Raw genomic sequence first — 23,992 nt, 5'->3', positions numbered from 1 at the left:
CGATGCCAACACCTTCCGGTCCCCCGTCCGACTCGCTGCCCGACCTGGACTTCTGTGCCGAACTCGGTCAGCAACTCCGCGTCGACTCGGTGGTGATGAGCGACCGCGCCGGGTCCGGCCATCCGACGTCGTCGATGTCGGCCGCGGATCTGATCGCGGTGCTGCTGGGCCGGCACCTGCGGTGGGACCTGCAGACCCCGGACGATCCGCACAACGACCACCTGATCTTCTCCAAGGGCCACGCCTCGCCGCTCTACTACGCGATGCTGCACGCGGCCGGTGCCATCGACGAGGAGGAGTTGCGCACCTATCGCACGCTGGACAGCAGACTGGAGGGTCACCCGACGCCGCGGATGCCACCGACCGACGTGGCCACCGGATCGCTCGGGCAGGGTCTGCCGATCGGTGTCGGGATCGCCCTGGCGGGCAAGGAGCTGGACCGGTTGCCCTACCGCGTGTGGGTCCTCTGCGGCGACTCGGAGATGGCCGAGGGGGCCATCTGGGAGGCGTTCCAGTATGCCGCCTGGCGCGGCCTGGACAACCTCACCGCCATCATCGACGTCAACCGCCTCGGCCAGACACGCGAGACGATGCTCGGCCACGACGTGCAGGCGTATGCCGACCGGGCGGCGGCGTTCGGGTGGCATCCGATCGTGGTCGACGGTCACGACGTGCAGGCGATCGACGCGGCATACGACCACGCAGCCGGGGTCAAAGGGAAACCGACCGTGGTCGTGGCCCGGACCCTCAAGGGCAGGGGTGTCCGCGCCGTGGAGGACCAGCCCGGCAAACACGGAAAACCGTTGGCGGATGCCGCTGCCGCCGTCCAGGAGCTGGGCGGCTTCCGCGATCTGCAGGTCGACGTCCAGCGCCCCGACACCGACCGCGAGCCGCATCGCTTCACCACCACGCAGCACGAGCGGCCGTCGTACGACGTGGGGTCCGACGGCTCCACCCGTGAGGCGTACGGCGCCGCGCTCGCCTGGTTGGGAGCCACCCGTGAGGATGTCGTGGCGTTGGACGGCGAGGTGTCGAACTCCACGCACGCCGATCAGTTCGCGAAGATCGCACCGGAGCGCTACTTCGAGATGTTCATCGCCGAGCAGCAGATGGCTGCCGCCGCCGTCGGACTCGGCACCCGCGACTGGATCCCGTTCACCTCCACGTTCGGCGCGTTCTGGGCACGGGCGTACGACTTCGTCCGCATGGCCGCCGTGTCTCGTGCCGACCTGCGGCTGTGCGGGTCGCACGCGGGTGTCTCGATCGGCGCCGACGGGCCGTCGCAGATGGCGTTGGAGGACATGGCCTCGCTGCGCGCCATACACGGCAGTGTGGTGCTGCACCCGTCGGATGCGAACCAGGTGACGTCCCTGATGGAGCAGATGGCCGACCGCAGCGGGATCAGCTACCTGCGTGTGCTGCGCGGCAAGACCGCCGTCCGCACCCCCGCCGACGAGATGGTGCGGATCGGCGGCAGCCGCACGCTGGCCGGCAGCGACGAGGACGAGGTGACGCTGATCGCGTGCGGCGTGACCGTGGACGAAGCGGTGAAGGCTGCCGATCTGCTGGCCGCCGAAGGGATCACGGCTCGCGTCATCGACTGCTACTCGGTGAAGCCGATCGACGAGCAGGCGGTACGCCGCGCCGCGGGCGAGACCTCGGCGATCGTGACGGTCGAGGACCACCGTGCCGAGGGAGGACTGGGCGACGCGGTCCTGGAGGCGCTGGCGGAGTGCGCCGACCGGCCACGGGTGCACAAGCTCGCCGTTGGCATCATGCCGACCTCGGGCACCCCCGAGGAGCTGATGCGTGCCGCCCACATCGACGCCCGGTCGATCGCGGATGCGGCCCGCTCCGTCTGTGCCGAGGCAGGACAACGGCGGGGCTGAGTCAGGTCGAGACCTGCGCCAGCCGGTCCTGAAGCGCCCGCAGCGTCGACTCGCGGATGTCGCTCAGCTCGCGAATCCGCCTGTCCTCCAACGATTCCGCGATGCCTTCCAGTCGGGCCCCGTGCCGCTCGACGGTCGTGAGCACGTCGCCGGCGGCCGCCGCCGACGACGTCGCGTGCGTCCCGCCGGACGGCGCACCGTGGTCCGCGAGGCCGCGCAGGGTGGCGCTGGACAGCGCGATCACGCCACCGGCGGTCAGCATCCGCTCGACGTACAACGTGTCCGCGCCCGGCAGGCCGGCACCCACGGTGGTGTCCCACACCATGCGGATCGGGCGGGCGCCGCACGCCTGCAGGTCGCCCAGAAGGCGCCGGTCAGCCGTGCCACCTCGGCGTCCACGTCCGCGACCCGCAGGGACAGTGCCGCGGAGATGCGGGTGAGGTCGCGCCCGCGCGCGGCGGCCTGTTCGAGCCCGGCCAGCACTGTGGCCAGCACCTGCCGCAGCCGCTCCAGGCCGTAGATGTTGGTCGCATCCACGCTGACGCCCTCGGACAACAGTGCCTGCATCGCGGACATCCCTTCCGCGGTCGCGGGCACACCCACGTAGAGATTGTCACGGCCCACCACCGTCCGTAGCCGCCGTGCGTCGTGCAACGTGCCTTCCGTGTCGCGTGCGCACCGCGGATCGACCGCCAGGGAGACGCGGCCGTCGGTGCGCGCGGTCGAATCATGCACTGCGGCCAGCAGATCGCAGACCGTACGGGCGTCGTCGGTCATCGCCCAGAGCAGTGCATCGCCGGCCGGCACCTGCTCCGCGGCGAATTGCGCGAGCTGCTCGCCATACACGCCCTCGGACAGGGCGGCCCCGACGGCGGCCGTGTCGAGGGCGATGCCGGTCACGGGTTGTTCGGCAACGAGCCGGTGGATGCTGCCGTCCGCCAGTCCCCGCCGCGAGACGTCGGCCAGCCGCAGCCGCACCCCGCGCGGTTCCGGGGCGCCGACGGCGGCGGCGGGCGGCACGCTCAGTCCTCGTCCGATTTCAGCTCGGGGATGATCACCGAACCGTAGAACTGGATCATCTCCCGATAGTGCGGGCCCATGTTCGCGACGTTCACCGTGTCGTAGCCCGCCTCGAAATACGGACGTATGGCGGCCAGGTGCGTCTCCGGATCCGGGCCGGCAGCAACCGATTTCGCGGTCATCTCCCGGGTCACCAGTTGTGATGCCTGCTCGAAGTGTTGGGGGGAAGGCAGCACCTGGGCGAGTTCGCCGGGCACGCCCGCGTTGGCCCACAGCCGGTGCGCATGATCGACCCCCTCCTCCTCGGTCGGCGCGAACGCCACCTTCACGCCGGCCTCTGCCGGGGCGTTTCGGCCCTTGGCCGAGCGGAACTGCCGCAACGCATCGGCATCCGGCTTGGTGGAGATGAAGCCGTCGCCGATCCGCCCGGCGAGCTCGATGGCCTTCGGACCGAAACCGGACACATAGATGGGCGGCGGCTCCTCCGGCAGCGAGTAGATCCGGGCCGTGTCGACGGTGTAGAAGCGACCGTCGTGCGAGACGACCTCGCCGCTCCACAATCGCCGGATCACCTCGACCGCTTCGTCCAGCATCTCGAGGCGGACGTCCTCGTGCGGCCAGCCTTCCCCGGTGATGTGCTCGTTGAGCGCCTCACCGGTCCCGACGCCGAGAGTGAATCGTCCGTTGAGCAGCACGGCACTGGATGCCGCGGCCTGGGCGATCACGGCCGGGTGGATCCGCTGCGTCGGACACGTCACCGCCGTGGTCACCGGCAACTCGCACGCCTGGGAGATCGCGCCGATGATCGACCAGACGAATGCGCTCTGGCCCTGCTCGTCGTTCCACGGGTGGTAGTGGTCACTGATCCACAGGCAGTCGAAACCGGCATCGGCCGCCGCCCACGCCTGGTCGACCAGTTCGTGGGGCGTGTACTCCTCGCACGACAGGAAGTAGCCGATCCGCATGTCAGTCCTCCAACTCCGGTTCGCGTTGCCCGGCAGGTACCCACGCCGGAACCCTGCAAAACCGCGTCATTCCGTCGCGTAGTGGGGCCCTGCCGTCCGCCGCGCACCGGGTTCAACCGCTGACCGGACGGGTAACCAGCCGCCATGACTGCTGAATGGCCATGGCTCACCGAGCACTTGCACGATCTGCAGATCGGGTCGGCGTCGATCGCGCGGCAGGAGGGCTTGCTGCGCGGCTGGGGTGCGCGGTTGGCGCTGACTCTGGCGACCGGCGGCCGCCTGTTGGCGGCCGGCAACGGGGGCAGTGCGGCGGAGGCGCAGCACCTGACCGCCGAGCTGGTGGGCAAGTTCGACCGGGACCGCAGGGCCCTGTCCGCGATCTGCCTGTCCGCCGAATCGTCCAGTGTGACAGCGATCCTCAACGACTACGGCGGCCAGGAGATCTTCGCCCGGCAAGTTGCCGCGCACGGACGCACCGACGACGTCCTGATGCTGTTGTCGACCAGCGGGCGCAGCCCGAACGTGCTGCGTGCAGCCGAAGTGGGCCGCGAACTCGGGCTGCGTGTGTGGGCGATGACCGGCGGATTGCCCAACCCGTTGGCACAACTGGCTGACGAATGCCTGGCTGTCACCGCCCACTCCACGGCGGCGATCCAGGAGGGCCATCTCGTTGCGGTGCACGCGCTGTGCGCGGCGCTGGACGAGGAGTTGGGCAGCACCGAGGACACCGGCGGGACGTGGAGCGATCTGCGCCCCGAGGCGCACGCATGACACCGGCTGTCGCGTCCGGCCGGGCCGGTGTCGTCTTCGACATCGACGGCACCCTGCTCGACACCAATTACCTGCACGTGCTCGCGTGGTCGGCAGCGTTCTGCGACAACGGCTTCCGCGTCGAGATGGCCGACATACACCGCTCGATCGGACGCCCTAGTGAGGCGCTCGTGGAGCACCTGGTCGGGCAGGACCGACCGGACCTGGTCCAGGCCCACGCCGCGCACTTCGCACGGCTGCGCGAGCGTTACGGCGTCAATGCCCTGACCGGCGCGCCCGCCCTGTTGCGCCGGTGCGCGGCTCAGGGATGGACCGTGGCGCTGGCCACCAGCGGCGGCACGGCGGACCTGGAGTGGATGCTGCCCTTGATCGGCGCGGACGGCGTCATCGCCGGTGCGACGACCTCGCAGGACGTGCAGCAGGGTAAACCGAGTCCGGAGCTGATGCTCGCGGCGATGCAGGCACACGGTCTCGCCGTGGACCGCACCGTCGCGGTGGGTGACTCCGTGTGGGACGTGCGCTCCGCCGCGCGGGCGGGCATCCCCTGCATCGGCCTGGCCGGAGGAGGCATCGGCGCGTCCGAACTGCGAAGTGCCGGGGCCGCCGAGGTGTATGACGACGCTGCAGCGCTGCTGGAGCGCTTCCCCCGGTCGCTGCTGGGTGGTTCGCGGACATGACGGACGCGTCCCCTGGGTGCCGCCGGGCCGGAGCAACGCGCGCCGTCAGGGCTGCAGCACGACCTTCAGGCACGCGTCGGTCTTGTCCCGGAACATCCGGTATGCCGCCGGCCCCTCGGTGAGTGGGAGGTGGTGCGTCGCGAAGTGCTCGAGGTCGAAGACGTCCTCCTCCAGCACCAGCGGCAGCACGTCGTCGGTCCAGCGACGGACGTTCGCCTGGCCCATCCGCAGGGTGACGCCCTTGTCGAAGAGTTCGATCATCGGCATCGGGTCCAACGCCCCGCCGTACACCCCGCTGATCGAGATCGTGCCACCCCGGCGAGCCGCCGCGAACGCTGTCCGCAGGGCCGCCATCCGGTCGAGCCCGAAGTGCTTCATCACCGGTTTGCCGACCACGGAGGGCAGCCGGCTCGCGACGCCCGCCGCCGTCTCGGCGACCTTGTCGCCGTGTGCTTCCATTCCGACCGCATCGATCACCCCGTCGGCGCCGCGACCGTCGGTCAGCTCACGGATCGCCTGCGGGACGTCGTCGACCGACCGCCTGTCGATGAGTTCGACACCGTGCCGGCCCGCGGTCGCCAGCCGGTCGGCGACCAGATCGACACCGATGACGCGCGCGCCGAGGTGACCGGCGATCCGGCAGCAGAGCTGGCCGATCGGTCCGAGCCCGATGACGGCGACCGTGTCACCGTCGTGGACGTCGGCATACTGCACCGCCTGCCACGCCGTGGGCAGGATGTCCGACAGATAGAGATATCGCTCGTCCGCGCCGGTCGACGGCAGCACGATCGGGCCGTAGTGCGCCTGCGGCACCCGGACGAACTCGGCCTGCCCACCGGGCACTGCGCCATACAGGCTGCTGTAGCCGAACAGCTTGGCGCCTTTGCCGGTGCGGCGCATCTGGGTGGTCTCACACTGCGACTGCAGCCCGTGCTGACACATCCAGCAGTGGCCGCACGAGATGTTGAACGGCACCACCACCCGATCGCCGGCGGACAGCCGCTCCACCTCCGAGCCGACCTCCTCCACCACACCGATCACCTCGTGGCCGAGGATGTCGCCCTGCTGCATGAATGGCGTCAGCACGTCGTACAGATGCAGATCCGAGCCGCAGATCGCGGTCGAGGTGACCCGGACGATCGCGTCGGTCGGTTCCTTCAGCACGGGTTCGGGCACATCCGTGACTTCGACCTGCTGGCGGCCCTGCCAGGTCAGCGCTTTCACCGGTCACCACCGCTGAGCGCATCCTTCGTGCGGTCCACCAGGGACGCGAACGGGCCGACCGCCCACTGTTTGACCGGTGAACCGGCCGTCGACGGGTGCGGATGGGTGGGCGCGAGCGACTCGACCGCCTGGAGCCGTTCGCCCATGCTGCGTCGCTTGTCGGCGTCGCACTGGTCCAGCACCGCCGGGAACTCCTCCTTCTCCTCGTTCTCGGCGTGTTGCACGACCGACTGTCGGAAGGACCGGAATGTGGCGTCGAAGTCGCTGGAGGTGACGTCCAGCTTCTCCAGTTCGGCGAGCACCTCGTTGGCCTTCGCCTCCTCCTGGTTGCGTGCGTCGGCGACCCCGTCGCCGGCCAGCGGTGTGGACACCGGTCGCAGGATCATCTCCTCGGCCGTCTCGTGGACGGCGAGAAGCGCACGCAACTCATCGAACGCCATCTGCTTGTGGTCGCCGCTCGTCGAGGCGACGTCGTCGAAGAGGTCCTGGATCCGGGCATGCTGCTCCAGCAGGATGCGGATCACGTCTCCCTCCGGCAGTTTCGCTGCCTCCGCGCGGTCCTCTGCCGCACCACCCATGATCGGTCTCCTTCGCGATGAACGGATCTGCTGTCACGGTCGCTGTGGGCACTACCCCGGGACATCGGCAGCAAACACCGCCGAGCGTCGGATTGGACCGCTGTGCAACGGGGTAGCCGACCGGTCATGGGCCATCACCGCGCCGGCACCGGCCGCTCCTTCGCACCCGTCGTCCTGGCACTGCGGGCTCTGGGGCTGGGTGACGCCCTCACCGGGGTGCCGGCCCTGCGCGGCCTTCGGCGTGCCTACCCCGAGCACACCGTGCTGCTCGCCTGCCCGCCGGCGGTGGGCCGATGGCTGACGACGCTGGACGTGGTCGACGGGGTGGTGCCGGCGCACGGCCTCGACCCGCTCAACGATGCACGGCGGCCGGATGTGGCGGTCAACCTGCACGGTCGCGGCCCGCGCAGCCACCACGTCCTGGGTATGACGAGGCCGCGCCGGATGGTCGGCTTCGCCTGCGCGGCAGCGGATTTCACCGATGGCCCGAGCTGGGATGACGGCGCGCACGAGGTCGAGCGATGGTGCACGCTGGCACGCTGGGCGGGCGGCACGTGCGACCCTGCCGACCTACGGCTGGGCTCCCCCGGCCGGGCCGCACTCGGGCCGGTCGTGCTGCACCCCGGCGCAGCGTCGGCATCCCGGCGCTGGCCAGCGCCCCGCTGGCGGGCGGTGGCCCGGGCGTTGCAGACCGATCACCGCGTCGTGGTGACCGGGGGTCCGGCGGAGCGGGCTCTGTGCGAGGCCGTGTGCCGAGGCACCGCGGCCGAGTCGCGCGCGGGTCGCACTCCGCTCCCCGCGCTGGCGGACCTCATCGCAGGAAGCAGTCTGCTCATCTCCGGCGACACCGGAACAGCCCATCTGGCAACGGCTTTCGGCATACCGTCGGTGACGTTGTTCGGTCCGGTGTCGCCTGATCTGTGGGGTCCGGCGATCGACCGGGACCTGCATCGTTGTCTCTGGCACGGCCGGGGAGCCACGGTGCCCGGCGACCCACACGGCGACCATCTCGATCCGCGGTTGGCCGCCATCACCGTCGCGGAGGTGATGACCGCCGCGCACGAGCTGCTGGCGTCTCAGCCCGGCGCGGCTGATTCGTCGGTGAGCCAAGGGGTAGGGCGACCACTTCCGCAGCACCGTGAGAAGCGACGAAGGACCCCGTCATGACCGAGGAACACACCGAGCAGCGAACCGATCCGAACTCCGCGCCGAAGCATTCGTCGCCGGAGGACCCGACACCGGACCGATCGGCGGGCGATGTCGGACACCCCTCCGCACAGATCCCGATCTCCGACGACCTGGTGCAGAAGCTGGGTGACGCGGCCGACGACTACGCGATGGCCCTGTGGTCCACCGCCCAGCAGACCGATGCGGACGCCGACGAGATGGCGTCGATGATCCGCCAGGTCAACGACGAGTTCGGGGTCGTCCACCCGGACGAAATCGTCAACAAGTGGCAGGAGATCTTCCGCAACTCCGGGGGGCTCGTCACGGTCATCTGCGAGGACCGGGTGCTCGCCGGCGCCCTCTCGGAGGCCAATGCGATGGAACAACCGCACGCGTCGGACGGCCCCGCGATCGATCAGCAGACCGACACCGAGTCGTCCTGATCACGGTGCGGCGACGCGGCCGTCGGTGGTGCGGACCAGCCGCCCGTCGGCCAATGCCGTCGTCAGCGCCTGCTCGAAGACGCCGTTCTCCCAGTACTGCGCCGCAACGTTTTCCGCCAGGTCGCGGATGGACAATGGACCCTGGTCGTCGATGGCGCGGCGCAGCATCGCCAACTGCTCGGTGAGCTGGTCGTCCTGCGGCTCGCCGGCGGTCGATTGCGGCGGTGGAGTCGGCTGTGGAGTGGACTGTGGAGTGGACATGGCGTCACTTCCCTCGGTGAAGGCCGGATCGGGTGGTGTGCCCCGCGGGTCGCAATCCGCGGGCGAGCAGTTGAGCGAGGTGCAGGGGTGCGCGTCCGGTGTCGTCGAAGGTGCTGATCTGGGTGCGGCAACTGAAGCCGTCGGCCAGCACGGCCGTCGCGTCGTCGGCGGCCCGCAGGGCCGGCAACAGCCGGTCCTCGGCGCAGGCCCGGCTCACCTCGAGGTGGCCGGCCTCGAAGCCGAAGTTGCCTGCGAGGCCGCAACATCCGCCGACGTTGTGCGCGGTCACGCCGGCATCCTGCAGGAGCGAGCGGTCCGCGTCCCAACCGCGGTCGGCGTGCTGATGGCAGTGCACCTGGACCAAGGCCTCGGCCTGGTCGAGAGCCGGCGGTGTCCAGCCGTCGGTGTGCTGGTGCAGTAGTTCGGCGAAGCCGAGCAGCTGATCGGCCAACCGCCGCACCTCCACGTCGTCGGGCAACAGGCGCGGTGCGTCCGAGCGCAGCATCGCGGTGCAACTGGGTTCGAGCCCGACGACGGGCAGACCCTCGTGCAGGGCGGGCGCCAGGGCGTCGACCGTGCGCCGCAACGCCCGCCGCGCGATATCGAGCTGACCGGTCGACGTCCACGTCAGTCCGCAGCAGACGGGGCGTGTGGGCAGCTGCACCCGATAGCCGGCCGCCTCCAGCACCGCGACCGCCGCCTGCCCGATCTGTGGGTCGAAGTGATTGGTGAAGGTGTCCGGCCAGAGCAGCACGCTGCCGCGTTCACCGCTGCCGGTGGGACGGCGCGCGGCGAACCACTGTTGCAGTGTGCGCGCGGCGAAGCTCGGCACCGGCCGGTCCTCGACCCCGGCGGCTCTCGCACCGAGACGACGGACCGCGGGAATCGCACTGAGCCGGTTGACGATCGGAGCGCTGCGCGTGGCCGTGACGGCGCGTGCGGCCAGCGGGAGCCAGCCGAGGGCATAGTGCGCGCGGGGACGCAGCCGATGCCGATAGTGGTGGTGCAGGAATTCGGCCTTGTAGGTCGCCATGTCGACGTTGACCGGGCAGTCGCTCGCACAGCCCTTGCAGGACAGGCACAGATCGAGGGCGTCCCGGACCGCGGTCGAGCGCCAGCCGTCGGTGATCGGGCCGTCGTCGTGGCCGTGCAACATCTCGAAGAGCAACCGGGACCGGCCACGGGTCGAATGGACCTCTTCGCGGGTCGCCCGGTAGGAGGGGCACATGATGTCGTCGTCGTCCTTGGGCTGGGGAGCCCGGCACAGGCCCACGCCGACGCATCGGTTGGCAGCATGGACGAATCCGCCGTCCGCCGGATAGTCGAACGCCGGCGAAGCCGCGAGTCGCGGTGACCACGAGCTGCCCAGCCGGAGGTGCTCGTCCAGCCGGTCCGCCGTGACCAGCTTGCCGGGATTCATCAGGTTCTCCGGATCGAACAGCGACTTCAGCTCGGCGAACGCCGTCATGATCCGGTCGCCGAACATCCGCGGCAGGAGTTCGCCGCGGGACTGACCGTCGCCGTGTTCTCCGGACAGCGATCCGCCATACGAGACGACCAGGTCCGCCGCTTCCTCCATGAACCTGCGGTAGGCGTCCACTCCACCGGAGTCGGCCAGCCGGAACGGGATCCGGGTGTGGACGCAACCCTGTCCGAAGTGACCGTAGATGCTGGGCACGGCGTCGTCGGAGTAACCGAAGCGCCGGCAGAGCGCCTCGAAGTCCCGCAGGTAGTCACCCAGTCTCTCGGGCGCGACAGCTGCGTCCTCCCAACCGGACCAGGCGTCGGGTTCACCCGGGACATGTGCGCTCGCGCCCAGGCCGGACTCGCGCACCGCCCACAGGTCGCCCTCCAGGTCCGCATCCGACACCAGCGACACATCCGGGTCCTCGGGTGCGCGGCCGGTGCCGCGCAGCATCGCCGCGGCGGCACGGTCGGCGTCCTGCTTGTGCTGTGCGCCGAACTGCACCATCAGGAAGGCGTTCCCGTCGGGCATCTGCCCCCGGGCGTCGTCGTGGAGGTGCTCGACTCGCTCGTCGTGGATCAGCCGGTGGTCGAAACCTTCCAACGCGATCGGCTCGTACGGCAACAGGTCCGGCACCGCGTCGGCGGCGGCCGCAACCGAGTCGTAACCCAGGACCACCAGGGTGCGTTCGGGCAGCACCGGCACCAGGTCCAGCTTCGCGTGCAGCACCGTGACCAGCGTCGACTCGCTGCCCACCAGGGCGCGGGCGATGTCGAAGCCGTACTCCGGCAACAGCGAGTCGAGGTTGTAACCGGAGACTCGCCGCGGAATGTCGGGGTACCGCGCGCGGATCTCGTCGGCATACTCCTCCCGCAGCCGCCGCAGCGAACGGTAGATGCCGGAGCGGCGGTCACCGTGCCGCTCGATCTCGGCATACTGCTCGTCGGTGGTGCGTCCGCACCAGAAGCGGGTGCCGTCGGCCAACAGGACCTCGAGGCCGGCGATGTTGTCGACCACTTTGCCGGTGCGCTGTGCGGTCGCACCGCACGAGTTGTTCCCGATCATCCCGCCGACGGTGCAGTTGGGGTGCGTTGCCGGCTCCGGCCCGAATCGCAAGGAATGGCCGGCGAGTTCACGGTTGAGCTGGTCCAGGACGATACCGGGCTCGACGACGCAGGTGCGCCCGTCCGGGTCGACTTCCAGCACCCGGTGGCAGTGCTTGGACCAGTCGATCAGGACCGCCTGGTTCGTGCCCTGACCGGCGAGGCTGGTGCCGCCACCACGCGACACGATCGGGGCGTGGTGCCGGCGAGACACCGCGATCGCGGCCGCCCCCGCCTCCACGCTGTGCGGCACCACGACCCCGATGGGCACCTGCCGGAAATTCGAGGCGTCGGTGGAGTATGCCGCTCGGGTGCCGGCGTCGAAACGGACCTCGCCGTCCACGTGGGCGCGAAGATCGTCCTCGAGTGTCCCGCTCACGGTTGCCAGCCGGGCTGCTCACCGTGGCCGGGCATGCTCGGACCGGAGTCGTGCGGGGTGGCGCCGTCCGCCCAGCGCAGCACCGCCGCCACACCGCCCGGCAGGGTGACCTCCGCCGGCACGAGGACCACGGCTGCGTCCGTCCTCAACGCAGCGGCGGCGAGCTCGACGGCACGGCGGGTGTCCGGCGGTGGGTCGGTCAATACCAGGGTCTCCACCTGGCCGCGGTCGAACGCCCGGGTCACCTCGTCCGGTCCTTGTGCGGCCCGGTCCTGGCGTCCCTCCGCCTGCAACAGCTGCGCGGTGGTCTGTTCCACGTCGGTGGCCACGGCCGCGTCCAGCGCGTCGCGGATCGCGGCCTCCTGCGCCTCCTGGTCGGTGCCGTCGGCGCGGCCGCCGGTGTCCAGGACGGTCAGCAGCGCGGCCACCCGCTCGTTGACGTGTGCGTGCAGCGCGGTGACGGCACGGGTATCTCCGGCGACGGTGATCACTGCCGGGTGGTGCTGTTGCGCGAGCCGGTCCACCTGGTGGGCGACCTCGGTCGCATTGCGCTCCCAGGAGTCCTCGGCACGGCGCTGCAGCCGCTGTTCGGACGCCTCACCAGCACTCACCTTGTGGATCACGTCGTGATCGCCGGACACCTCGTGCTCCCCGGCATCCGCACCGAGCGGTCCCCGCACGCTGATGTCCGCCCCGGCGCGGTCGATGTTCACGTGCAGATGGGCGGGGTACCGCTGACCGGAACGCAGCAATGGCAACAGGTTCGGCACCGGACCTCGGTCGGCGATGCCGTCCGGCGCCTCGGGCAGCGGAACGTCCAGCACGATCCGCGCCGCGTCACCGTCGTCGCCCACGGCGGCGATCACACAGCGGCCGACCGACCCGGTGCGTCCATCGACGACGGCGAAGCGATTGCCGATCAGCTCGAGCAGCCGATCGGGCACCCCGGCCGCGGCGAGTTCGTCGCGGGCGGCCTCCCATCGCAGTTCGATGCGGTGTGCGGCGCCCGGACCGTCACGGGTGGTGTCCAGCGCGACGGTCACGTAGTCGTCGCCGGCCTGCTGCAGGTTCTTCCACGCATCCAGTCTCATCAGGGCGGATCTCCTGTGTCTTGGGTCCTGACGAACTACCCGAGAGCGTTACCCACAAACCGTGGTGTGGCAGCGGCCACTGTCGGGTATCACCGCCCGATGGACACGATGACCTTCGTCGGCAACGCCACGACCATCCTGCGCATCGGGTCGTTCACCGTGCTGACGGATCCGAACTTCCTGCGCCGTGGTCAGTTCGCCTACCTGGGCTGGGGCCTGGTGTCGCGACGGCTGGTGGATCCTGCTCTGCAACCCTCGCAGCTGCCGGCGCTCGACGCGGTCCTCCTCTCGCACCTGCACGGCGACCATTTCGACCGGATCGCACGGCGACAGCTGGACAAGGAGGTGCCGCTGCTGACGACGCCACAGGCCGCGCGGCGCCTCGGGCGTCGCGGGTTCGCCACGGAGGCGCTGGAGACCTGGCAGACCACGACCCTCCAGCGCGACGGCGAGCAGCTCGTCGTCGAGTCGCTGCCCGCGATCCACGCCACCGGTTTGCTGGGCCGGATGCTGCCGCCGGTCATGGGCAGCATGCTGACCCACCGTGTGCCGGGGCGTCCGGACCGGCGCCTCTACATCAGCGGGGACACCCTGACGGGACCTCATCTGGACGCCATTGCCGAGCGGTATCCGGCCATCGACGCAGGCATCCTGCATTGCGGTAGCACTCGTGTCCTGCTGCGCACGGTGACGATGGACGATGTGCAGGCAGTCGATGCCATCCGCCGTCTTCCGCTCGACCGCGTTGTGCCGGTCCACCACGACGACTACCGCGTCTTCCGTTCTCCGGTCTCGGCTTTCATCGCCCGTGCGCGCCGGCACGGACTCGCGGACCGCCTCGCCGTGCCGCGGCGCGGCGAGACCCGGCCGTTGTTCGGCGACCAGTGAGGTCAGGTCATCGCACGGCGAGCGACGGTGCCGTCACGGACGAAACGTCGCAGACCGTCCCGGATGGTCCGCGGCCGCAGCGCCGGTGTGTCCGCGCCGGCACCGTCCGCCATACCGGCGATGAGTTCGGCCAGCACGTCGGACGCCCGGTGCCGGGGCCGCCACCCCAGTTCGTCGTGGGCGCGTGCACAGCTGACCATCGGAGCCCGGTTGGCCATGTCGACCCAACCGGGCTCCAACGAGTGCAGATGGGCAGCCCACGCGCCGGCGACCAGTCCGCGAACGCCCGGCGGCATGTCGCGAATAGGCATGGCATGCAACGCTTTGGCCATGTCTTCACCGTCGAGCACGTCGTCGCCCGCCAGATTGAACGCCCCGCCGACGTCCCGCTCGAGGCACCGGACGATGGCGAGCGCGACATCGTCGGCGTGGATCAGTTGCATGCGGAAGTCCGGGTCGACCGGCAGCAGGAGCAGCCGGTCCACTGCGCACGACGGCACGATGGCGGGCAGCGAGCAACGCAGCATCATGCCGCCCGCTGCGCGCTGTCCGATCATGCACGGGCGCAGCAGGGTGAGGCGTTCGAGCGCGTCGTGCCGGTGCGCGGCCGCGCGCCCCGCCGCTTCGGCCCGCACCTTGTCCTGGCTGTAGGTGCAGGACCGGATGCCGCCGAGCGGATGCCCTTCGTCGGCCGGGTCGAGCGAGGTACGCGGGCGGTATGCCGCCACCGAGGACAGTTGCACGACACGGTCCACGCCGGCTGCGAACGCGGCGTCGACGCACCGACCCGCCGCCCCGGGTCCGGATTCGGCGAGCAGATCCGGGCGGCGCATCGGCTGGAATCCCCACGCGAGGTGCACCAGCGCGTCCGCCCCACGACACAGTCGCTCGAACGGCCCGCGGGCAGCCTCGTCCGCCAGATCCAGGGCCGTCCATCGCACCGCGTCGGGCCCGAGCCACCCGGGAGCCGGCCGCCGCACCACCGCCTGAACGGTGTGTCCGGCCCGCAGCAGGTGGGGCAAGAGGGCAGTCCCGATGTTGCCGGTCGCGCCGGTCACCACAACTCTCATGACCGGTGGCGTACCCACTCGGCCCTGCAGCGCAACGCGATTCGGCGTCTCGACGCCAGGGTATGAGGTGGCCGCATCCCAGGAGGTACACGCATGTCGATCACTCCCCGACCGGACCGAATCACCGCACGTCCGGTGAGCCGCACCATCGACGCCCCCGCCGCCGTCGTCTGGGAGGTGCTCAGCAACGGGTGGTCGTATGCCGCCTGGGTGGTGGGCAGTGCCCGCATCCGCGCGGTCGACGCCGGGTGGCCGCAGGATCGCGCGCGGCTGTACCACTCGGTCGGTCTGTGGCCGGTGATGATCCACGACCACACCGACGCGGTGAGCAGTGTCCCCGGCAGGGAACTGGTGCTCGCACCGCGTGCGTGGCCGTGGGGACGCAGTGAGGTCCGGCTGACGCTGGAGGACCGTGGCGACACGTGCGTCGTCGGGATGGCGGAGGACGTCATCTCGGGACCGGGCCTGGCCCTGCCCCGCGCGGCGCGGCAGCTGATGTTGCGTCCGCGCAACCGGGAGTGCCTGCGGCGGCTGGCGCTCATCGCCGAACGCAACGGCGCCTAGCCGGGTCCCGGGCGACGTCGTCGCGCCGCCAGGGTCAGGGGTTGATCAGGGGTTGTTGCGCAGCAACCGGTTCCACGCGGTCTGGGTGAGTGCGCGGTGGACGGCGCCCAGCCTGCCGTGCGCGGACAGTGCGGCCCGTGCCGCGTTCCAGCCGCACGCCCCGTGGACTCCGCCACCGGGGTGGGCGCCGGCGCTGGCGAGATACAGGTTCGCGACAGGCGTCTCCGGACGCCCGAGGCCGGGTGTCGGGCGGAAGAACAGTTGCTGGTAGAGCGCCGACGTGCCGCCGTTGATGGCACCGCCGACCAGATTGCGGTCCATCGCCTCCAGGTCGGCGGGGCGCTGCACGACCTCACCGACGACCGCATCGCCGAAGCCCGGCGCCGCATCTTCGAGGGCAGCCTTCGCACGGCGTATGACGGTCGCGATCGCCTGCTCGTCGTGCGCCATCGACTGCGGCAGATGGGTGTAGGCCCAAGCGGATTCGCAACCCTCCGGAGCGCGGGTCGGGTCGGCCCGCGCCATCTGTCCCAGGACGACGAACGGTTGCTCGGGCAGGTCGCCGGCCTGCAACTGGAGTCCGGATCGCAGCAACGTCCCGGCCGAGCCGCTCAGGTGCACCGTCCCGGCGTTGCCGAGCACCGGGGTGCGCCACGGGATGGGCCGGTCCAGCGCCCAGTTGAGCTTGACGGTCGAGTGGTCCCAGGCGAAGCGGCGCAGGTCCGGCGCCATCCGCTCCGGCACATCGGTGCCGGCCAACAGCTGCGTGTAGAGCGCCGGGGCGGCCACGTCGGCGAGCACCGCCCGGCGTGCGGTGATGCGGGTGCCGTCTGCCAGGTGCACACCGGTCGCGGAACCGTGCTGCACGTGGATGCGGTCGACCGCCGTGCCGCAGCGGAATTGTGCGCCGCCGGACTCCGCGCGACTGCGCAACGCCCCGGCGAGCCGGCCGGCGCCGCCTTCCGGGACCGGGAAACCCACATCCTGTGCGAGCATCACCAGCAGCCAGCCCATGAAACCGCCGCCGTCGCCGTTCGGACCCAGGTCGCTGTGCATCGCATTGCCGGACAACAGGACCCGGCCGCCTTCGCCCGCGAAGTTCTCCTCGCCGAGCCGGTGCGCCGGCGTGATCGCCAGGCGTGCCAGGTCCGCCAGCCCGGCCACCCGGGTGCGTCGCAGGAACGACAGGATGGCGCGCACCGGAGGGAACACGGTGAACAACGCGTCGAGCACGGCCGGCCGCACCCGCTGGTAGGTGGCGAACATCTCCAGCCAGGCACTGCCGTCGCCCGGCGCGAAGTCGTCCAGCGCCGCCGCGGTGCGGTCCACGTCGGACCAGAGGACGGCCGCGCGCTCCGGCGAGACGACGTGTGCCACCGGTGACGCCGACCGGCGCCAGACCAGCCCGTGTCCTTCCAGGCCCAGGTCCTGCACGACCGGACTGGCCGCGGCGAGGGGATAGAACGCGCTGAACAGATCGCTGGTGTAGCCGGGGAAGAGCTCGGCGCTGCGCACCGCGCCGCCGACCTCGTCCTCCGCTTCGACGACCACCACGTCCCAGCCGGCATCGACCAGGGCGTTGGCGGCGACGAGTCCGTTCGGTCCGGCGCCGATCACGACGGCGTCTGCGTTCTCAGCTCGGTAAGTCATGGTCGCCGGTGTGTACCCGCCGGAGCCGCCGGGAAACCGCGCGGCCGGCGTGGGTCGGTCACTGGTCCTCGCCGGGTCGGCCCCGTCGGTCGATCTGCTCCCGGGAGGACTCGTCGTACTGCGCCTTGCGGCGGTGGTCGGCGGCCGAGGCCCGGTGGTCGGCGGCCTGTTGCCGCAGCTGCTGGCTGTCCGCCGGGTCCTGCTCGCACCGCTCCTCCAGGGACTCGGCGATCGAGTCGTGGGTGCGGGCCGCCGAGAGCTCGGCCTCCGCGGCGTGCCGGTAGCCCTCGGCGGCGAGGCGGGCGGCGCGCTCGACCGCCTGCTTCGACCGCGCCAGGCTCGTCGCGTCGAAGGTGCCCGGGCCGCTTGCGAGTTCGGCGGCACGAGCGCCCGCCTCCCGCGCGCGCTGGCGCGCTTCGTCGGCCCGTTGCCGGGCGCGGTGCGCGGCGTCCTCCTGCATCACCCCATCGTTGCACGAGCGCGCAGTGTTGTCGGCCACCCTTTCGGGGTATGACGGATCACGTCGCCATTCCGATGCGTCATGGCGATGCGTCATCGGCCTGCGAGCACGGATGCGCCGGTCAGGAAACCACGAGGAGACTGGTGTACATCGGTGCAGGTGCAGAAACGGGTGCTGAGGTCGACGGGTCGTATGACGGGACACGTGACGTCGTCGTGGTCGGCGCCTCGGCCGGAGGAGTGGGCAGTCTGCGCGAATTCGTGGCACGGCTCGACCCGACGTTGCCCCGCAGCGGTGCTCGTCGTGTTGCATCTGCCGCCGTCCGGGTCCAGCATGCTGGCCTCGATCCTGGACAAGTCCGGTCCCCTGCCGGTCGTCACTGCGGCCGACCGGGACGCGCTCGAGCACGGCCGGATCGTGGTGGCTCCCCCGGACCACCACCTGGTGGTCACCGACGCGCACAGCACGATCACCCGCGGGCCGCACGAGAACGGCACCCGCCCCGCGGTCGACGTGTTGTTCCGCAGCGCAGCGCGCGCGTGGTGTCCGCGCGTGGTGGGCGTCATCCTCTCCGGCGCCCTGGACGACGGCACCGCCGGCATGGAGGCGATCCGGCAACGCGGCGGAGCGGTGCTGGCACAGAGTCCCGACGACGCGGCATACCCGAGCATGCCGTCGAGCGTCATACAGAACGTCGGTGCGGACATGATCGGCACGGCGGCAGAGCTGGCGGACATGGTCAACGACCTGGCCCGCCCCGGGCAGGCGGCCGGATTCTCCTGCCCGGACTGCAACGGCTCGCTGTTCCAGATCCACGACGGAGATCTGGTGCGGTTCCGCTGCCGGGTGGGCCACGCGTGGTCCTCGCTGGCGTTGATGGCCGCGCAGTCCGAGAGCCTGGACAGTGCACTGTGGATGGCGTTGCGCAGCCTGGAGGACAAGGCGGCCCTGAGCGACCAACTCGCCGACCGGGCGGCCGAGCGAGGCAATACGCTGTCCCGGCAGCGGTTCCTCGAGAAGGCCGCCGAAGCACGGCGGTCCGCTCGCGTGCTCCAGCGGCTGCTGGAGCAGCCGCTGAGCACGCCGCTCGCAGAGGAAGCCACCCAGGAGGAGCATGTCCACCGACCATGAGGTTGCGTCCGACGGCGACGCGGACTTCGAACGGCTGCTGGAGTTCCTCAAGGAGAGCCGCGCTTTCGATTTCACCGGTTACAAACGGCCCAGCCTCATCCGGCGCATCAAGCACCGCATGCAGGAAGTGTCGGTGTCGACCGTGGACGACTACCTCGATCTGGTGCAACTGCAACCGGACGAGTTCACCTCACTGTTCAACACCATCCTGATCAACGTCACCGGCTTCTTCCGGGACGCCGACGCCTGGGACTACCTGCGCGACGAGGTGCTGCCCAACCTGCTCGCCGACCTCGATGGTGCGCCGATCCGGGTCTGGAGCGCCGGCTGCGCCGCCGGGCAGGAGGCCTACAGCGTCGCCATGCTGCTGCACGACTCCCTCGGCGAGGAGTTCCGCGACCGGGTCAAGATCTACGCCACCGACCTGGACGAGGACGCGCTGGACTACGCGCGTCAGGCGTCATACACCGAGCGTGAACTGCGCGGCCTCCCCCAGCCCTACCGCGACCGGTACTTCGAGCAGGTCGGCTCGCGCTGGCAGTTGTCGGCCGATCTGCGGCGCAGCGTGATCTTCGGGCGCAACGACGTCAAACACGACGCGCCCATCTCCCGCGTCGACATCCTGCTGTGCCGCAACACGCTCATGTACTTCAACGCCGAGACGCAGTCGCGGGTCGTGTCGCGGCTGGGGTTCGCGCTGCGCAGCCAGGGCGTGCTGTTCCTGGGCAAGGCCGAGATGCTGCTGAACCACACCTCGACCTTCGAGCCGATCGACCTCAAGCGGCGTTTCTTCGCCAAGACGAAGTCGGCGCCCACGGATGCACCCTTCACCGCACCCCGGCGGCTGTACGGCCGCGAACCGATGACCAGTCGGGACGGCCGGCTGCGGCACGAGCTGATCATGACCAGCCCCGTGGCCCAACTCGTCGTGGGCCCCGACCGGCAGCTCGCGCTGGTCAACTACCGGGCCGGGGCGATGCTGGGGTTGTCCGAGCGGGACATCGGCCGCCCGTTCTCCGACCTGGACATCTCCTACACGATCGCCGAACTCGGGCCGCGGATGGCCGCGGCTTTGGAGGTCCGGGACACCGTGGCGCTGCGCGAGGTGCCGTGGCGGCACACCGGCGCTGCGCCCACCTACCTGGACGTGCAGATGGTGCCGCTGCTGGACAGTGCCGGCGGTGCACTGGGTCTGTCCATCACCCTCACCGACGTCACCCGCTACCACGACCTCCAGGTCGAGGTCGAGGCGGCGAACCGTCAGCTGGAGACGGCCTACGAGGAGCTGCAGTCGACCAACGAGGAGCTGCAGTCCACCGTCGAGGAGTTGGAGACCACCAACAAGGAGCTCCAGTCCACCAACGAGGAGCTGGAGACGATGAACGAGGAGTTGCAGTCCACCAACGACGAGCTGCAGCTGACGAACGAACAGTTGCGTGACCGGTCGTTCGCCGTGACGCAGCTGAACGCCTTCATGCAGTCGATCTTCAACAGCCTCGATGCCGCGGTGGTGGTGGTCAACCGCGATCTGATGGTCCAGGTCTGGGGCGGGCAGTCCGAGGAGCTGTGGGGGCTGCGCGAGGACGAGACGATCGGCCAGCCGTTGCTGGGCCTGGACAGCGGACTGCCGGTCGAGGAGCTGCGGCCCTGGTTGCTCGACGTGGTGACCGCGGGCCGGGACGCCGGCATCTACGGGCAGCACGTGACGGCGGTGAACCGGCGTGGCCGCAGCGTGGACCTGCGGGTCACCGTCACCGCGATGAGCAACGACACCCAGGAACCCAGCGGGGCCCTCATCCTCTTCGAGGAGTTGTCCGCCGACGACGTGAGCAGCGAGCGACCCGAGCGACCCTGACGTCGGTCAGTCGAGCGCCAGCCGGTCGCTCAGCGCCAGCGCGGCCACTTGCGCCAGGGTCAGGCCCGCACTGAAGGCATGGGCACGCAGCCGCGCCTCCGCCTCGTCCACCCCGATGCCGAAGCGCGCCGCGGTGGCGCCGGTGGCCACGTAGAACCGGAACCAGTCGCCGTCCATGACGTCCTCCGACGCGCCGTGTCGGTCGAAGAGCAGCGCGGTCGCCGCCATACCGGCGAATGCCGAGGCCACCCGCTGGTCCACCGGGCCGTCCGGTGCGGCCGTGCGTCCGTAGACCGTCAGCACGCCGGCGTGCATGCCGGCGACCCGCAGCGGCAGTGCCACGATGCTGTGCACGTCGTGGTCGTATGTCGCGGAGGCATACCCCTGCCAGCGCGCGCGTTCGGCGGCGAAGTCGTCCACGGTCACGGTGCGCGCGGTCTGCTGAGCTGTCGTCGAGGGGCCTTCACCCGACAGCAATTCGAGTTCCTGGAGCCGGGCGGTCCACGGATCGCTCGCCGCCACCAGCTCGGCGCCCTCGTCGCCGATGACGCACACGGCGGCGCCGCGGACCTGCGGGAAATCGCTCGCGAGTATGGCGCAGATGGTGCGCGCCCAGCCGCGCCAGTCGACGGCGCGGCACTGCTCCACCAGCTTCTCCGACCACGCCGTCCGCCCGGTCGTCTCGTCGGCGTCCAGCCCACCGCCGGCCGACAGGATGGCGACCACTGCGGAGCGCAACCGGGCCGTCTCGGCCTCCGTCGCCGGGCCCTCCCGGACGGCCGGGTCCACGGCGGAGGAACGTCGCGGCCGCTCGCTGCTACGGCGCTCCAGCTGCTCGCGCAGTCGCGCGGCGCTGGACCGATGTGTGTGCAGCAGGCGCTCGCGGGCCAGCTCCAGCGATGCCGCCTGCGCCACGGCGAGCCGGCGTGCCGCGGCGACGTCCTCGGCGGTGCACGGCTCACCGCGCTGCAATCGCTCGAGCCGCGCCCGGACCGCGGCGAGCCTGGTCGCGGCCTCGACAACCCGCTCGGCCGCTGCGCTCCATGTCGGTGCGATCGTCACTGCCTCCACCTCCGCCTCCAACGTACCCCTGGACGGACAACTCGCAACGGACCACGTGGCGTCCCGCATCGCAACGCCGCTCAGTCCCGGAAGTGTTCGAACGTCCAGCCGACGACGGCGAAGAACGCCAGCGGCACATCCAGCAGCACCAGCCACCACCCGACGGCGATCCCGAAGCAGGCGATCGAAGCGGTCACCGCCAGCAACGGCGGCCACATGCTGTGCGGCGCGAAGTAGCCGTAATCGCCTGCGGTGTCTGCGATCTCACCGCTGCTGTCGTCCTCGGGGCGCTCGTCGGTCTTGCGACCGGTCCACCACAGGTAGAGCGTGAGCACGCCGGAGATCAGCGCGGTGACGACCAACGCGGCCGTCCCGGCGAGCTCGTGGCCGTAGGTGAACCATGCGTAGATGACCGCCACCACCAGGAAGAATACGGTCCAGAACGCGAAGAGCCTGGTCTCGGTGCGCAGTGCCGCGTGGCGCTTCATGACGACGAACTCCCCGATGCGCCCTGTGCGGCGTCCTCTTCGGCGTCCTGTTCGGCGTCGTCGCCGGAGCCGGCGCGGACCTGCGGGACCGTGCTCGCCTGGGGATGGTGCAGGTCGAAAGCGGGCCGGATGCTGCGGATCCGCGGCAGGCTCTCGAAGTTGTGCCGCGGCGGCGGGCAGGAGGTGGCCCATTCCAGGGATCCGCCGTAACCCCACGGGTCGTCGACCTCGACCTTCGGCGCGGAACGCCAGGTGCGCCATACGTTCAGGAAGAACGGCAGCATCGAGATGCCCAGGATGAAGGCGCCCACCGAGGAGATGTCGTTCATCCACTGGAAGTCGTCGGAGGGCAGGTAGTCGGCATACCGCCGCGGCATGCCTTTCACCCCCAGCCAGTGCTGGATCAGGAAGGTCGTGTGGAAGCCGACGAACATCAGCCAGAAGTGGATCTGACCGAGTCGCTCGTTGAGCATCCGGCCGGTGAGCTTGGGCCACCAGAAATAGAAGCCGGCGAACATGGCGAACACCACCGTGCCGAAGAGCACGTAGTGGAAGTGCGCCACCACGAAGTAGCTGTCGGTGAGACTGAAGTCCAGGGCCGGTGAGGCGAGTATGACGCCGGTGATGCCACCGAACAGGAAGGTCACCAGGAAACCGATCGACCACACCATCGGCGTCTCGAAGCTCAGCGACCCGCCGTACATGGTGCCCACCCAGTTGACGAACTTCACCCCGGTCGGGATCGCGATGAGCATGGTCATGATCGCGAAGAACGGCAGCAGCACCTGGCCGGTGGCGTACATGTGGTGCGCCCACACGGTCATCGACAGGGCGGCGATCGCGATGGTGGCGAAAACCAGTGTCAGATAACCGAAGAGCGGTTTGCGGGAGAAGACCGGGAAGATCTCGGTCACGATCCCGAAGAACGGCAGCGCGACGATGTAGACCTCGGGATGGCCGAAGAACCAGAAGAGGTGCTGCCACAGCATCGCTCCCCCGGTGGCCGCGTCGAACACATGACCGCCGAGCACCCGGTCGGCCGCCAGGCCGAAGAGCGCAGAGGCCAACACCGGGAACGCGATGAGGGCCATCAGCGAGGTGATGAGCGCGTTCCAGGTGAAGATCGGCATCCGGAACATCGTCATACCCGGGGCCCGCATGCAGATGATCGTGGTGATGAAGTTGACGGCGCCGAAGATGGTGCTGAAACCGCTCATCACCAGGCCCATGGTCCACAGGTTGCCGCCCACCTCCGGTGAGTACTGCGTGCCGCTGAGCGGCGTGTAGGCGAACCAGCCGAAGGCCGCCGCACCCTGGGGCGTGAGGAAGCCGGAGAGCACCTCGATGCCGCCGAGCAGGTAGAGCCACTAGGACAGGGCGTTCAGTCGCGGGAACGCCACATCCGGGGCGCCGATCTGCAACGGCATGATCGCGTTGGTGAAGCCCGCGAACAGCGGTGTCGCGAAAAGCAACAACATGATCGTGCCGTGAATGGTGAACAACTGGTTGAACTGATCGGTGTTCTGCACGACCTGCAGCCCCGGCGCCCACAGCTCCGCCCGGATCATCAGGGCCAGCACGCCGCCGACCATGAAGAAGGCGAACGACGTCGCCAGGTAGAGGTTGCCGATGACCTTGTGATCGGTCGTCGTCACGACCTTCCACAGCCGCTCCCCGGCCCGCCGGGGCGCCGGTGCCGACCGCGCGCGCCGCCGCCGGGCCGTGCCGGCGTCCCGGCGGAGTGTGGGCAGCATGCCAGCGCCATACCCATCGCGGCGGCTTCGAATCGTC

At 70.2% G+C, this 23,992-nt stretch carries 22 protein-coding genes and 1 pseudogene; 9 read left to right on the top strand and 14 right to left on the bottom strand.

The genetic code is table 11. The annotated features are described in order from the left end of the window. Positions 1–2: 2 nt before the first annotated feature. Entirely contained in the window at positions 3–1,889 is a 1,887-nt protein-coding gene (locus ACYVBN_RS06235) for a transketolase family protein (RefSeq protein WP_460599741.1), read from the top strand. 1 nt (position 1,890) lies between these two features. Here the strand turns inward: ACYVBN_RS06235 and ACYVBN_RS06230 are convergent, their stop codons facing one another. From ACYVBN_RS06230 to ACYVBN_RS06220, 3 genes are read right to left on the bottom strand one after another with little or no spacing between them, the layout of a single operon-like run. After that, positions 1,891–2,196 (bottom strand): hypothetical protein, encoded by a 306-nt coding sequence (locus ACYVBN_RS06230; protein ID WP_460599740.1) that lies wholly within the window; start codon positions 2,194–2,196, stop codon positions 1,891–1,893. Further along, positions 2,145–2,909 carry a beta/alpha barrel domain-containing protein gene (locus ACYVBN_RS06225; protein WP_460599739.1) on the bottom strand — a complete coding sequence of 255 codons (765 nt, stop codon included), beginning with the start codon at positions 2,907–2,909 and terminating at the stop codon, positions 2,145–2,147. Before ACYVBN_RS06225 ends, ACYVBN_RS06230 begins: the two co-directional genes overlap by 52 nt. A gap of 2 nt (positions 2,910–2,911) precedes the next feature. After that, a complete protein-coding gene (locus ACYVBN_RS06220) occupies positions 2,912–3,874 on the bottom strand; it encodes a TIGR03557 family F420-dependent LLM class oxidoreductase (protein ID WP_440283072.1) in 963 nt (320 codons plus the stop codon). A 144-nt stretch (positions 3,875–4,018) separates the two neighbouring features. Between ACYVBN_RS06220 and ACYVBN_RS06215 the strand changes: the two genes are divergently transcribed. Together ACYVBN_RS06215 and ACYVBN_RS06210 are read left to right on the top strand one after the other, a co-directional pair. Then, complete coding sequence (locus ACYVBN_RS06215; RefSeq protein WP_460599738.1) at positions 4,019–4,645, top strand: D-sedoheptulose-7-phosphate isomerase; 627 nt, start codon at positions 4,019–4,021, stop codon at positions 4,643–4,645. Next, on the top strand, positions 4,642–5,322 hold the full coding sequence (locus tag ACYVBN_RS06210; protein WP_460599737.1) for an HAD family hydrolase: 681 nt from the start codon (positions 4,642–4,644) through the stop codon (positions 5,320–5,322). The genes ACYVBN_RS06215 and ACYVBN_RS06210 overlap by 4 nt, the downstream gene beginning before the upstream one ends. 45 nt (positions 5,323–5,367) lie before the next feature. Here ACYVBN_RS06210 and ACYVBN_RS06205 read toward each other — a convergent pair whose 3' ends face one another. Both ACYVBN_RS06205 and ACYVBN_RS06200 read right to left on the bottom strand, forming a co-directional pair. Further along, positions 5,368–6,546, bottom strand: a complete 1,179-nt coding sequence (locus ACYVBN_RS06205; protein WP_460599736.1) for an MDR/zinc-dependent alcohol dehydrogenase-like family protein — start codon at positions 6,544–6,546, stop codon at positions 5,368–5,370. After that, positions 6,543–7,124 carry a hemerythrin domain-containing protein gene (locus ACYVBN_RS06200; RefSeq protein WP_460599735.1) on the bottom strand — a complete coding sequence of 194 codons (582 nt, stop codon included), beginning with the start codon at positions 7,122–7,124 and terminating at the stop codon, positions 6,543–6,545. Before ACYVBN_RS06200 ends, ACYVBN_RS06205 begins: the two co-directional genes overlap by 4 nt. 126 nt (positions 7,125–7,250) lie before the next feature. On the opposite strand from ACYVBN_RS06200, the gene ACYVBN_RS06195 reads away from it, so the two are divergent. Together ACYVBN_RS06195 and ACYVBN_RS06190 are read left to right on the top strand one after the other, a co-directional pair. Next, positions 7,251–8,291 (top strand): glycosyltransferase family 9 protein, encoded by a 1,041-nt coding sequence (locus ACYVBN_RS06195; protein WP_460599734.1) that lies wholly within the window; start codon positions 7,251–7,253, stop codon positions 8,289–8,291. Then, complete coding sequence (locus tag ACYVBN_RS06190; RefSeq protein WP_440283066.1) at positions 8,288–8,734, top strand: hypothetical protein; 447 nt, start codon at positions 8,288–8,290, stop codon at positions 8,732–8,734. Before ACYVBN_RS06195 ends, ACYVBN_RS06190 begins: the two co-directional genes overlap by 4 nt. Here the strand turns inward: ACYVBN_RS06190 and ACYVBN_RS06185 are convergent, their stop codons facing one another. From ACYVBN_RS06185 to ACYVBN_RS06175, 3 genes are read right to left on the bottom strand one after another with little or no spacing between them, the layout of a single operon-like run. Beyond that, positions 8,735–8,995 (bottom strand): hypothetical protein, encoded by a 261-nt coding sequence (locus ACYVBN_RS06185; RefSeq protein ID WP_460599733.1) that lies wholly within the window; start codon positions 8,993–8,995, stop codon positions 8,735–8,737. Positions 8,996–8,999: 4 nt separating this feature from the next. Continuing rightward, the gene (locus ACYVBN_RS06180) at positions 9,000–11,942 is read right to left on the bottom strand and encodes an FAD-binding and (Fe-S)-binding domain-containing protein (RefSeq protein ID WP_460599732.1); all 2,943 of its coding nucleotides are present in this window, start codon (positions 11,940–11,942) and stop codon (positions 9,000–9,002) included. Further along, positions 11,939–13,033 (bottom strand): baeRF2 domain-containing protein, encoded by a 1,095-nt coding sequence (locus ACYVBN_RS06175; RefSeq protein ID WP_460599731.1) that lies wholly within the window; start codon positions 13,031–13,033, stop codon positions 11,939–11,941. The genes ACYVBN_RS06180 and ACYVBN_RS06175 overlap by 4 nt, the downstream gene beginning before the upstream one ends. 99 nt (positions 13,034–13,132) lie before the next feature. Here ACYVBN_RS06175 and ACYVBN_RS06170 point away from each other — a divergent pair, with 99 nt between their 5' ends. After that, entirely contained in the window at positions 13,133–13,921 is a 789-nt protein-coding gene (locus ACYVBN_RS06170; RefSeq protein ID WP_460599730.1) for an MBL fold metallo-hydrolase, read from the top strand. A gap of 2 nt (positions 13,922–13,923) precedes the next feature. Here the strand turns inward: ACYVBN_RS06170 and ACYVBN_RS06165 are convergent, their stop codons facing one another. Continuing rightward, the gene (locus ACYVBN_RS06165; protein ID WP_460599729.1) at positions 13,924–14,991 is read right to left on the bottom strand and encodes an NAD-dependent epimerase/dehydratase family protein; all 1,068 of its coding nucleotides are present in this window, start codon (positions 14,989–14,991) and stop codon (positions 13,924–13,926) included. Positions 14,992–15,084: 93 nt separating this feature from the next. Here ACYVBN_RS06165 and ACYVBN_RS06160 point away from each other — a divergent pair, with 93 nt between their 5' ends. Further along, entirely contained in the window at positions 15,085–15,555 is a 471-nt protein-coding gene (locus tag ACYVBN_RS06160; RefSeq protein ID WP_440283060.1) for an SRPBCC family protein, read from the top strand. 45 nt (positions 15,556–15,600) lie between these two features. On the opposite strand, the gene ACYVBN_RS06155 is transcribed toward ACYVBN_RS06160, so the two are convergent. Then, positions 15,601–17,205, bottom strand: a complete 1,605-nt coding sequence (locus tag ACYVBN_RS06155; protein ID WP_460599728.1) for a phytoene desaturase family protein — start codon at positions 17,203–17,205, stop codon at positions 15,601–15,603. A 58-nt stretch (positions 17,206–17,263) separates the two neighbouring features. Next, positions 17,264–17,704 carry a hypothetical protein gene (locus ACYVBN_RS06150; protein WP_460599727.1) on the bottom strand — a complete coding sequence of 147 codons (441 nt, stop codon included), beginning with the start codon at positions 17,702–17,704 and terminating at the stop codon, positions 17,264–17,266. 42 nt (positions 17,705–17,746) lie between these two features. On the opposite strand from ACYVBN_RS06150, the gene ACYVBN_RS06145 reads away from it, so the two are divergent. Further along, on the top strand, positions 17,747–18,796 hold the full coding sequence (locus ACYVBN_RS06145; RefSeq protein WP_460599726.1) for a chemotaxis protein CheB: 1,050 nt from the start codon (positions 17,747–17,749) through the stop codon (positions 18,794–18,796). Next, the gene (locus tag ACYVBN_RS06140; RefSeq protein ID WP_460599725.1) at positions 18,780–20,651 is read left to right on the top strand and encodes a CheR family methyltransferase; all 1,872 of its coding nucleotides are present in this window, start codon (positions 18,780–18,782) and stop codon (positions 20,649–20,651) included. The genes ACYVBN_RS06145 and ACYVBN_RS06140 overlap by 17 nt, the downstream gene beginning before the upstream one ends. 6 nt (positions 20,652–20,657) lie before the next feature. On the opposite strand, the gene ACYVBN_RS06135 is transcribed toward ACYVBN_RS06140, so the two are convergent. The 3 genes and pseudogenes from ACYVBN_RS06135 to ctaD all read right to left on the bottom strand — a co-directional run bounded on the left by ACYVBN_RS06135 (position 20,658) and on the right by ctaD (position 23,955). Next, positions 20,658–21,713, bottom strand: coding sequence for a GAF domain-containing protein (locus tag ACYVBN_RS06135; protein ID WP_460599724.1), 1,056 nt, complete (start codon positions 21,711–21,713; stop codon positions 20,658–20,660). Positions 21,714–21,793: 80 nt separating this feature from the next. Then, positions 21,794–22,201 carry a cytochrome c oxidase subunit 4 gene (locus tag ACYVBN_RS06130; protein ID WP_460599723.1) on the bottom strand — a complete coding sequence of 136 codons (408 nt, stop codon included), beginning with the start codon at positions 22,199–22,201 and terminating at the stop codon, positions 21,794–21,796. Beyond that, positions 22,198–23,955: pseudogene (ctaD, locus tag ACYVBN_RS06125) on the bottom strand (aa3-type cytochrome oxidase subunit I). Before ctaD ends, ACYVBN_RS06130 begins: the two are co-directional and overlap by 4 nt. Between the last annotated feature and the right edge of the window lie 37 nt (positions 23,956–23,992).

The sequence above is a fragment of the Flexivirga lutea genome, from assembly GCF_054778955.1.
The sequence above is the reverse complement of the archived record's forward strand: the minus strand, read 5'-3'. Positions and strand labels throughout refer to the sequence as shown.

What these genes read in the sequence shown, in the direction of transcription:
- ACYVBN_RS06235 (WP_460599741.1), top strand. Translation starts at nt 3, where the DNA reads ATGCCAACACCTTCCGGTCCCCCGTCCGACTCGCTGCCCGACCTGGAC.
- ACYVBN_RS06220 (WP_440283072.1), bottom strand. Translation starts at nt 3,874, where the DNA reads ATGCGGATCGGCTACTTCCTGTCGTGCGAGGAGTACACGCCCCACGAA.
- ACYVBN_RS06215 (WP_460599738.1), top strand. Translation starts at nt 4,019, where the DNA reads ATGACTGCTGAATGGCCATGGCTCACCGAGCACTTGCACGATCTGCAG.
- ACYVBN_RS06210 (WP_460599737.1), top strand. Translation starts at nt 4,642, where the DNA reads ATGACACCGGCTGTCGCGTCCGGCCGGGCCGGTGTCGTCTTCGACATC.
- ACYVBN_RS06200 (WP_460599735.1), bottom strand. Translation starts at nt 7,124, where the DNA reads ATGGGTGGTGCGGCAGAGGACCGCGCGGAGGCAGCGAAACTGCCGGAG.
- ACYVBN_RS06195 (WP_460599734.1), top strand. Translation starts at nt 7,251, where the DNA reads ATGGGCCATCACCGCGCCGGCACCGGCCGCTCCTTCGCACCCGTCGTC.
- ACYVBN_RS06190 (WP_440283066.1), top strand. Translation starts at nt 8,288, where the DNA reads ATGACCGAGGAACACACCGAGCAGCGAACCGATCCGAACTCCGCGCCG.
- ACYVBN_RS06185 (WP_460599733.1), bottom strand. Translation starts at nt 8,995, where the DNA reads ATGTCCACTCCACAGTCCACTCCACAGCCGACTCCACCGCCGCAATCG.
- ACYVBN_RS06175 (WP_460599731.1), bottom strand. Translation starts at nt 13,033, where the DNA reads ATGAGACTGGATGCGTGGAAGAACCTGCAGCAGGCCGGCGACGACTAC.
- ACYVBN_RS06170 (WP_460599730.1), top strand. Translation starts at nt 13,133, where the DNA reads ATGGACACGATGACCTTCGTCGGCAACGCCACGACCATCCTGCGCATC.
- ACYVBN_RS06165 (WP_460599729.1), bottom strand. Translation starts at nt 14,991, where the DNA reads ATGAGAGTTGTGGTGACCGGCGCGACCGGCAACATCGGGACTGCCCTC.
- ACYVBN_RS06160 (WP_440283060.1), top strand. Translation starts at nt 15,085, where the DNA reads ATGTCGATCACTCCCCGACCGGACCGAATCACCGCACGTCCGGTGAGC.
- ACYVBN_RS06155 (WP_460599728.1), bottom strand. Translation starts at nt 17,205, where the DNA reads ATGACTTACCGAGCTGAGAACGCAGACGCCGTCGTGATCGGCGCCGGA.
- ACYVBN_RS06145 (WP_460599726.1), top strand. Translation starts at nt 17,747, where the DNA reads ATGGCGATGCGTCATCGGCCTGCGAGCACGGATGCGCCGGTCAGGAAA.
- ACYVBN_RS06140 (WP_460599725.1), top strand. Translation starts at nt 18,780, where the DNA reads ATGTCCACCGACCATGAGGTTGCGTCCGACGGCGACGCGGACTTCGAA.
- ACYVBN_RS06130 (WP_460599723.1), bottom strand. Translation starts at nt 22,201, where the DNA reads ATGAAGCGCCACGCGGCACTGCGCACCGAGACCAGGCTCTTCGCGTTC.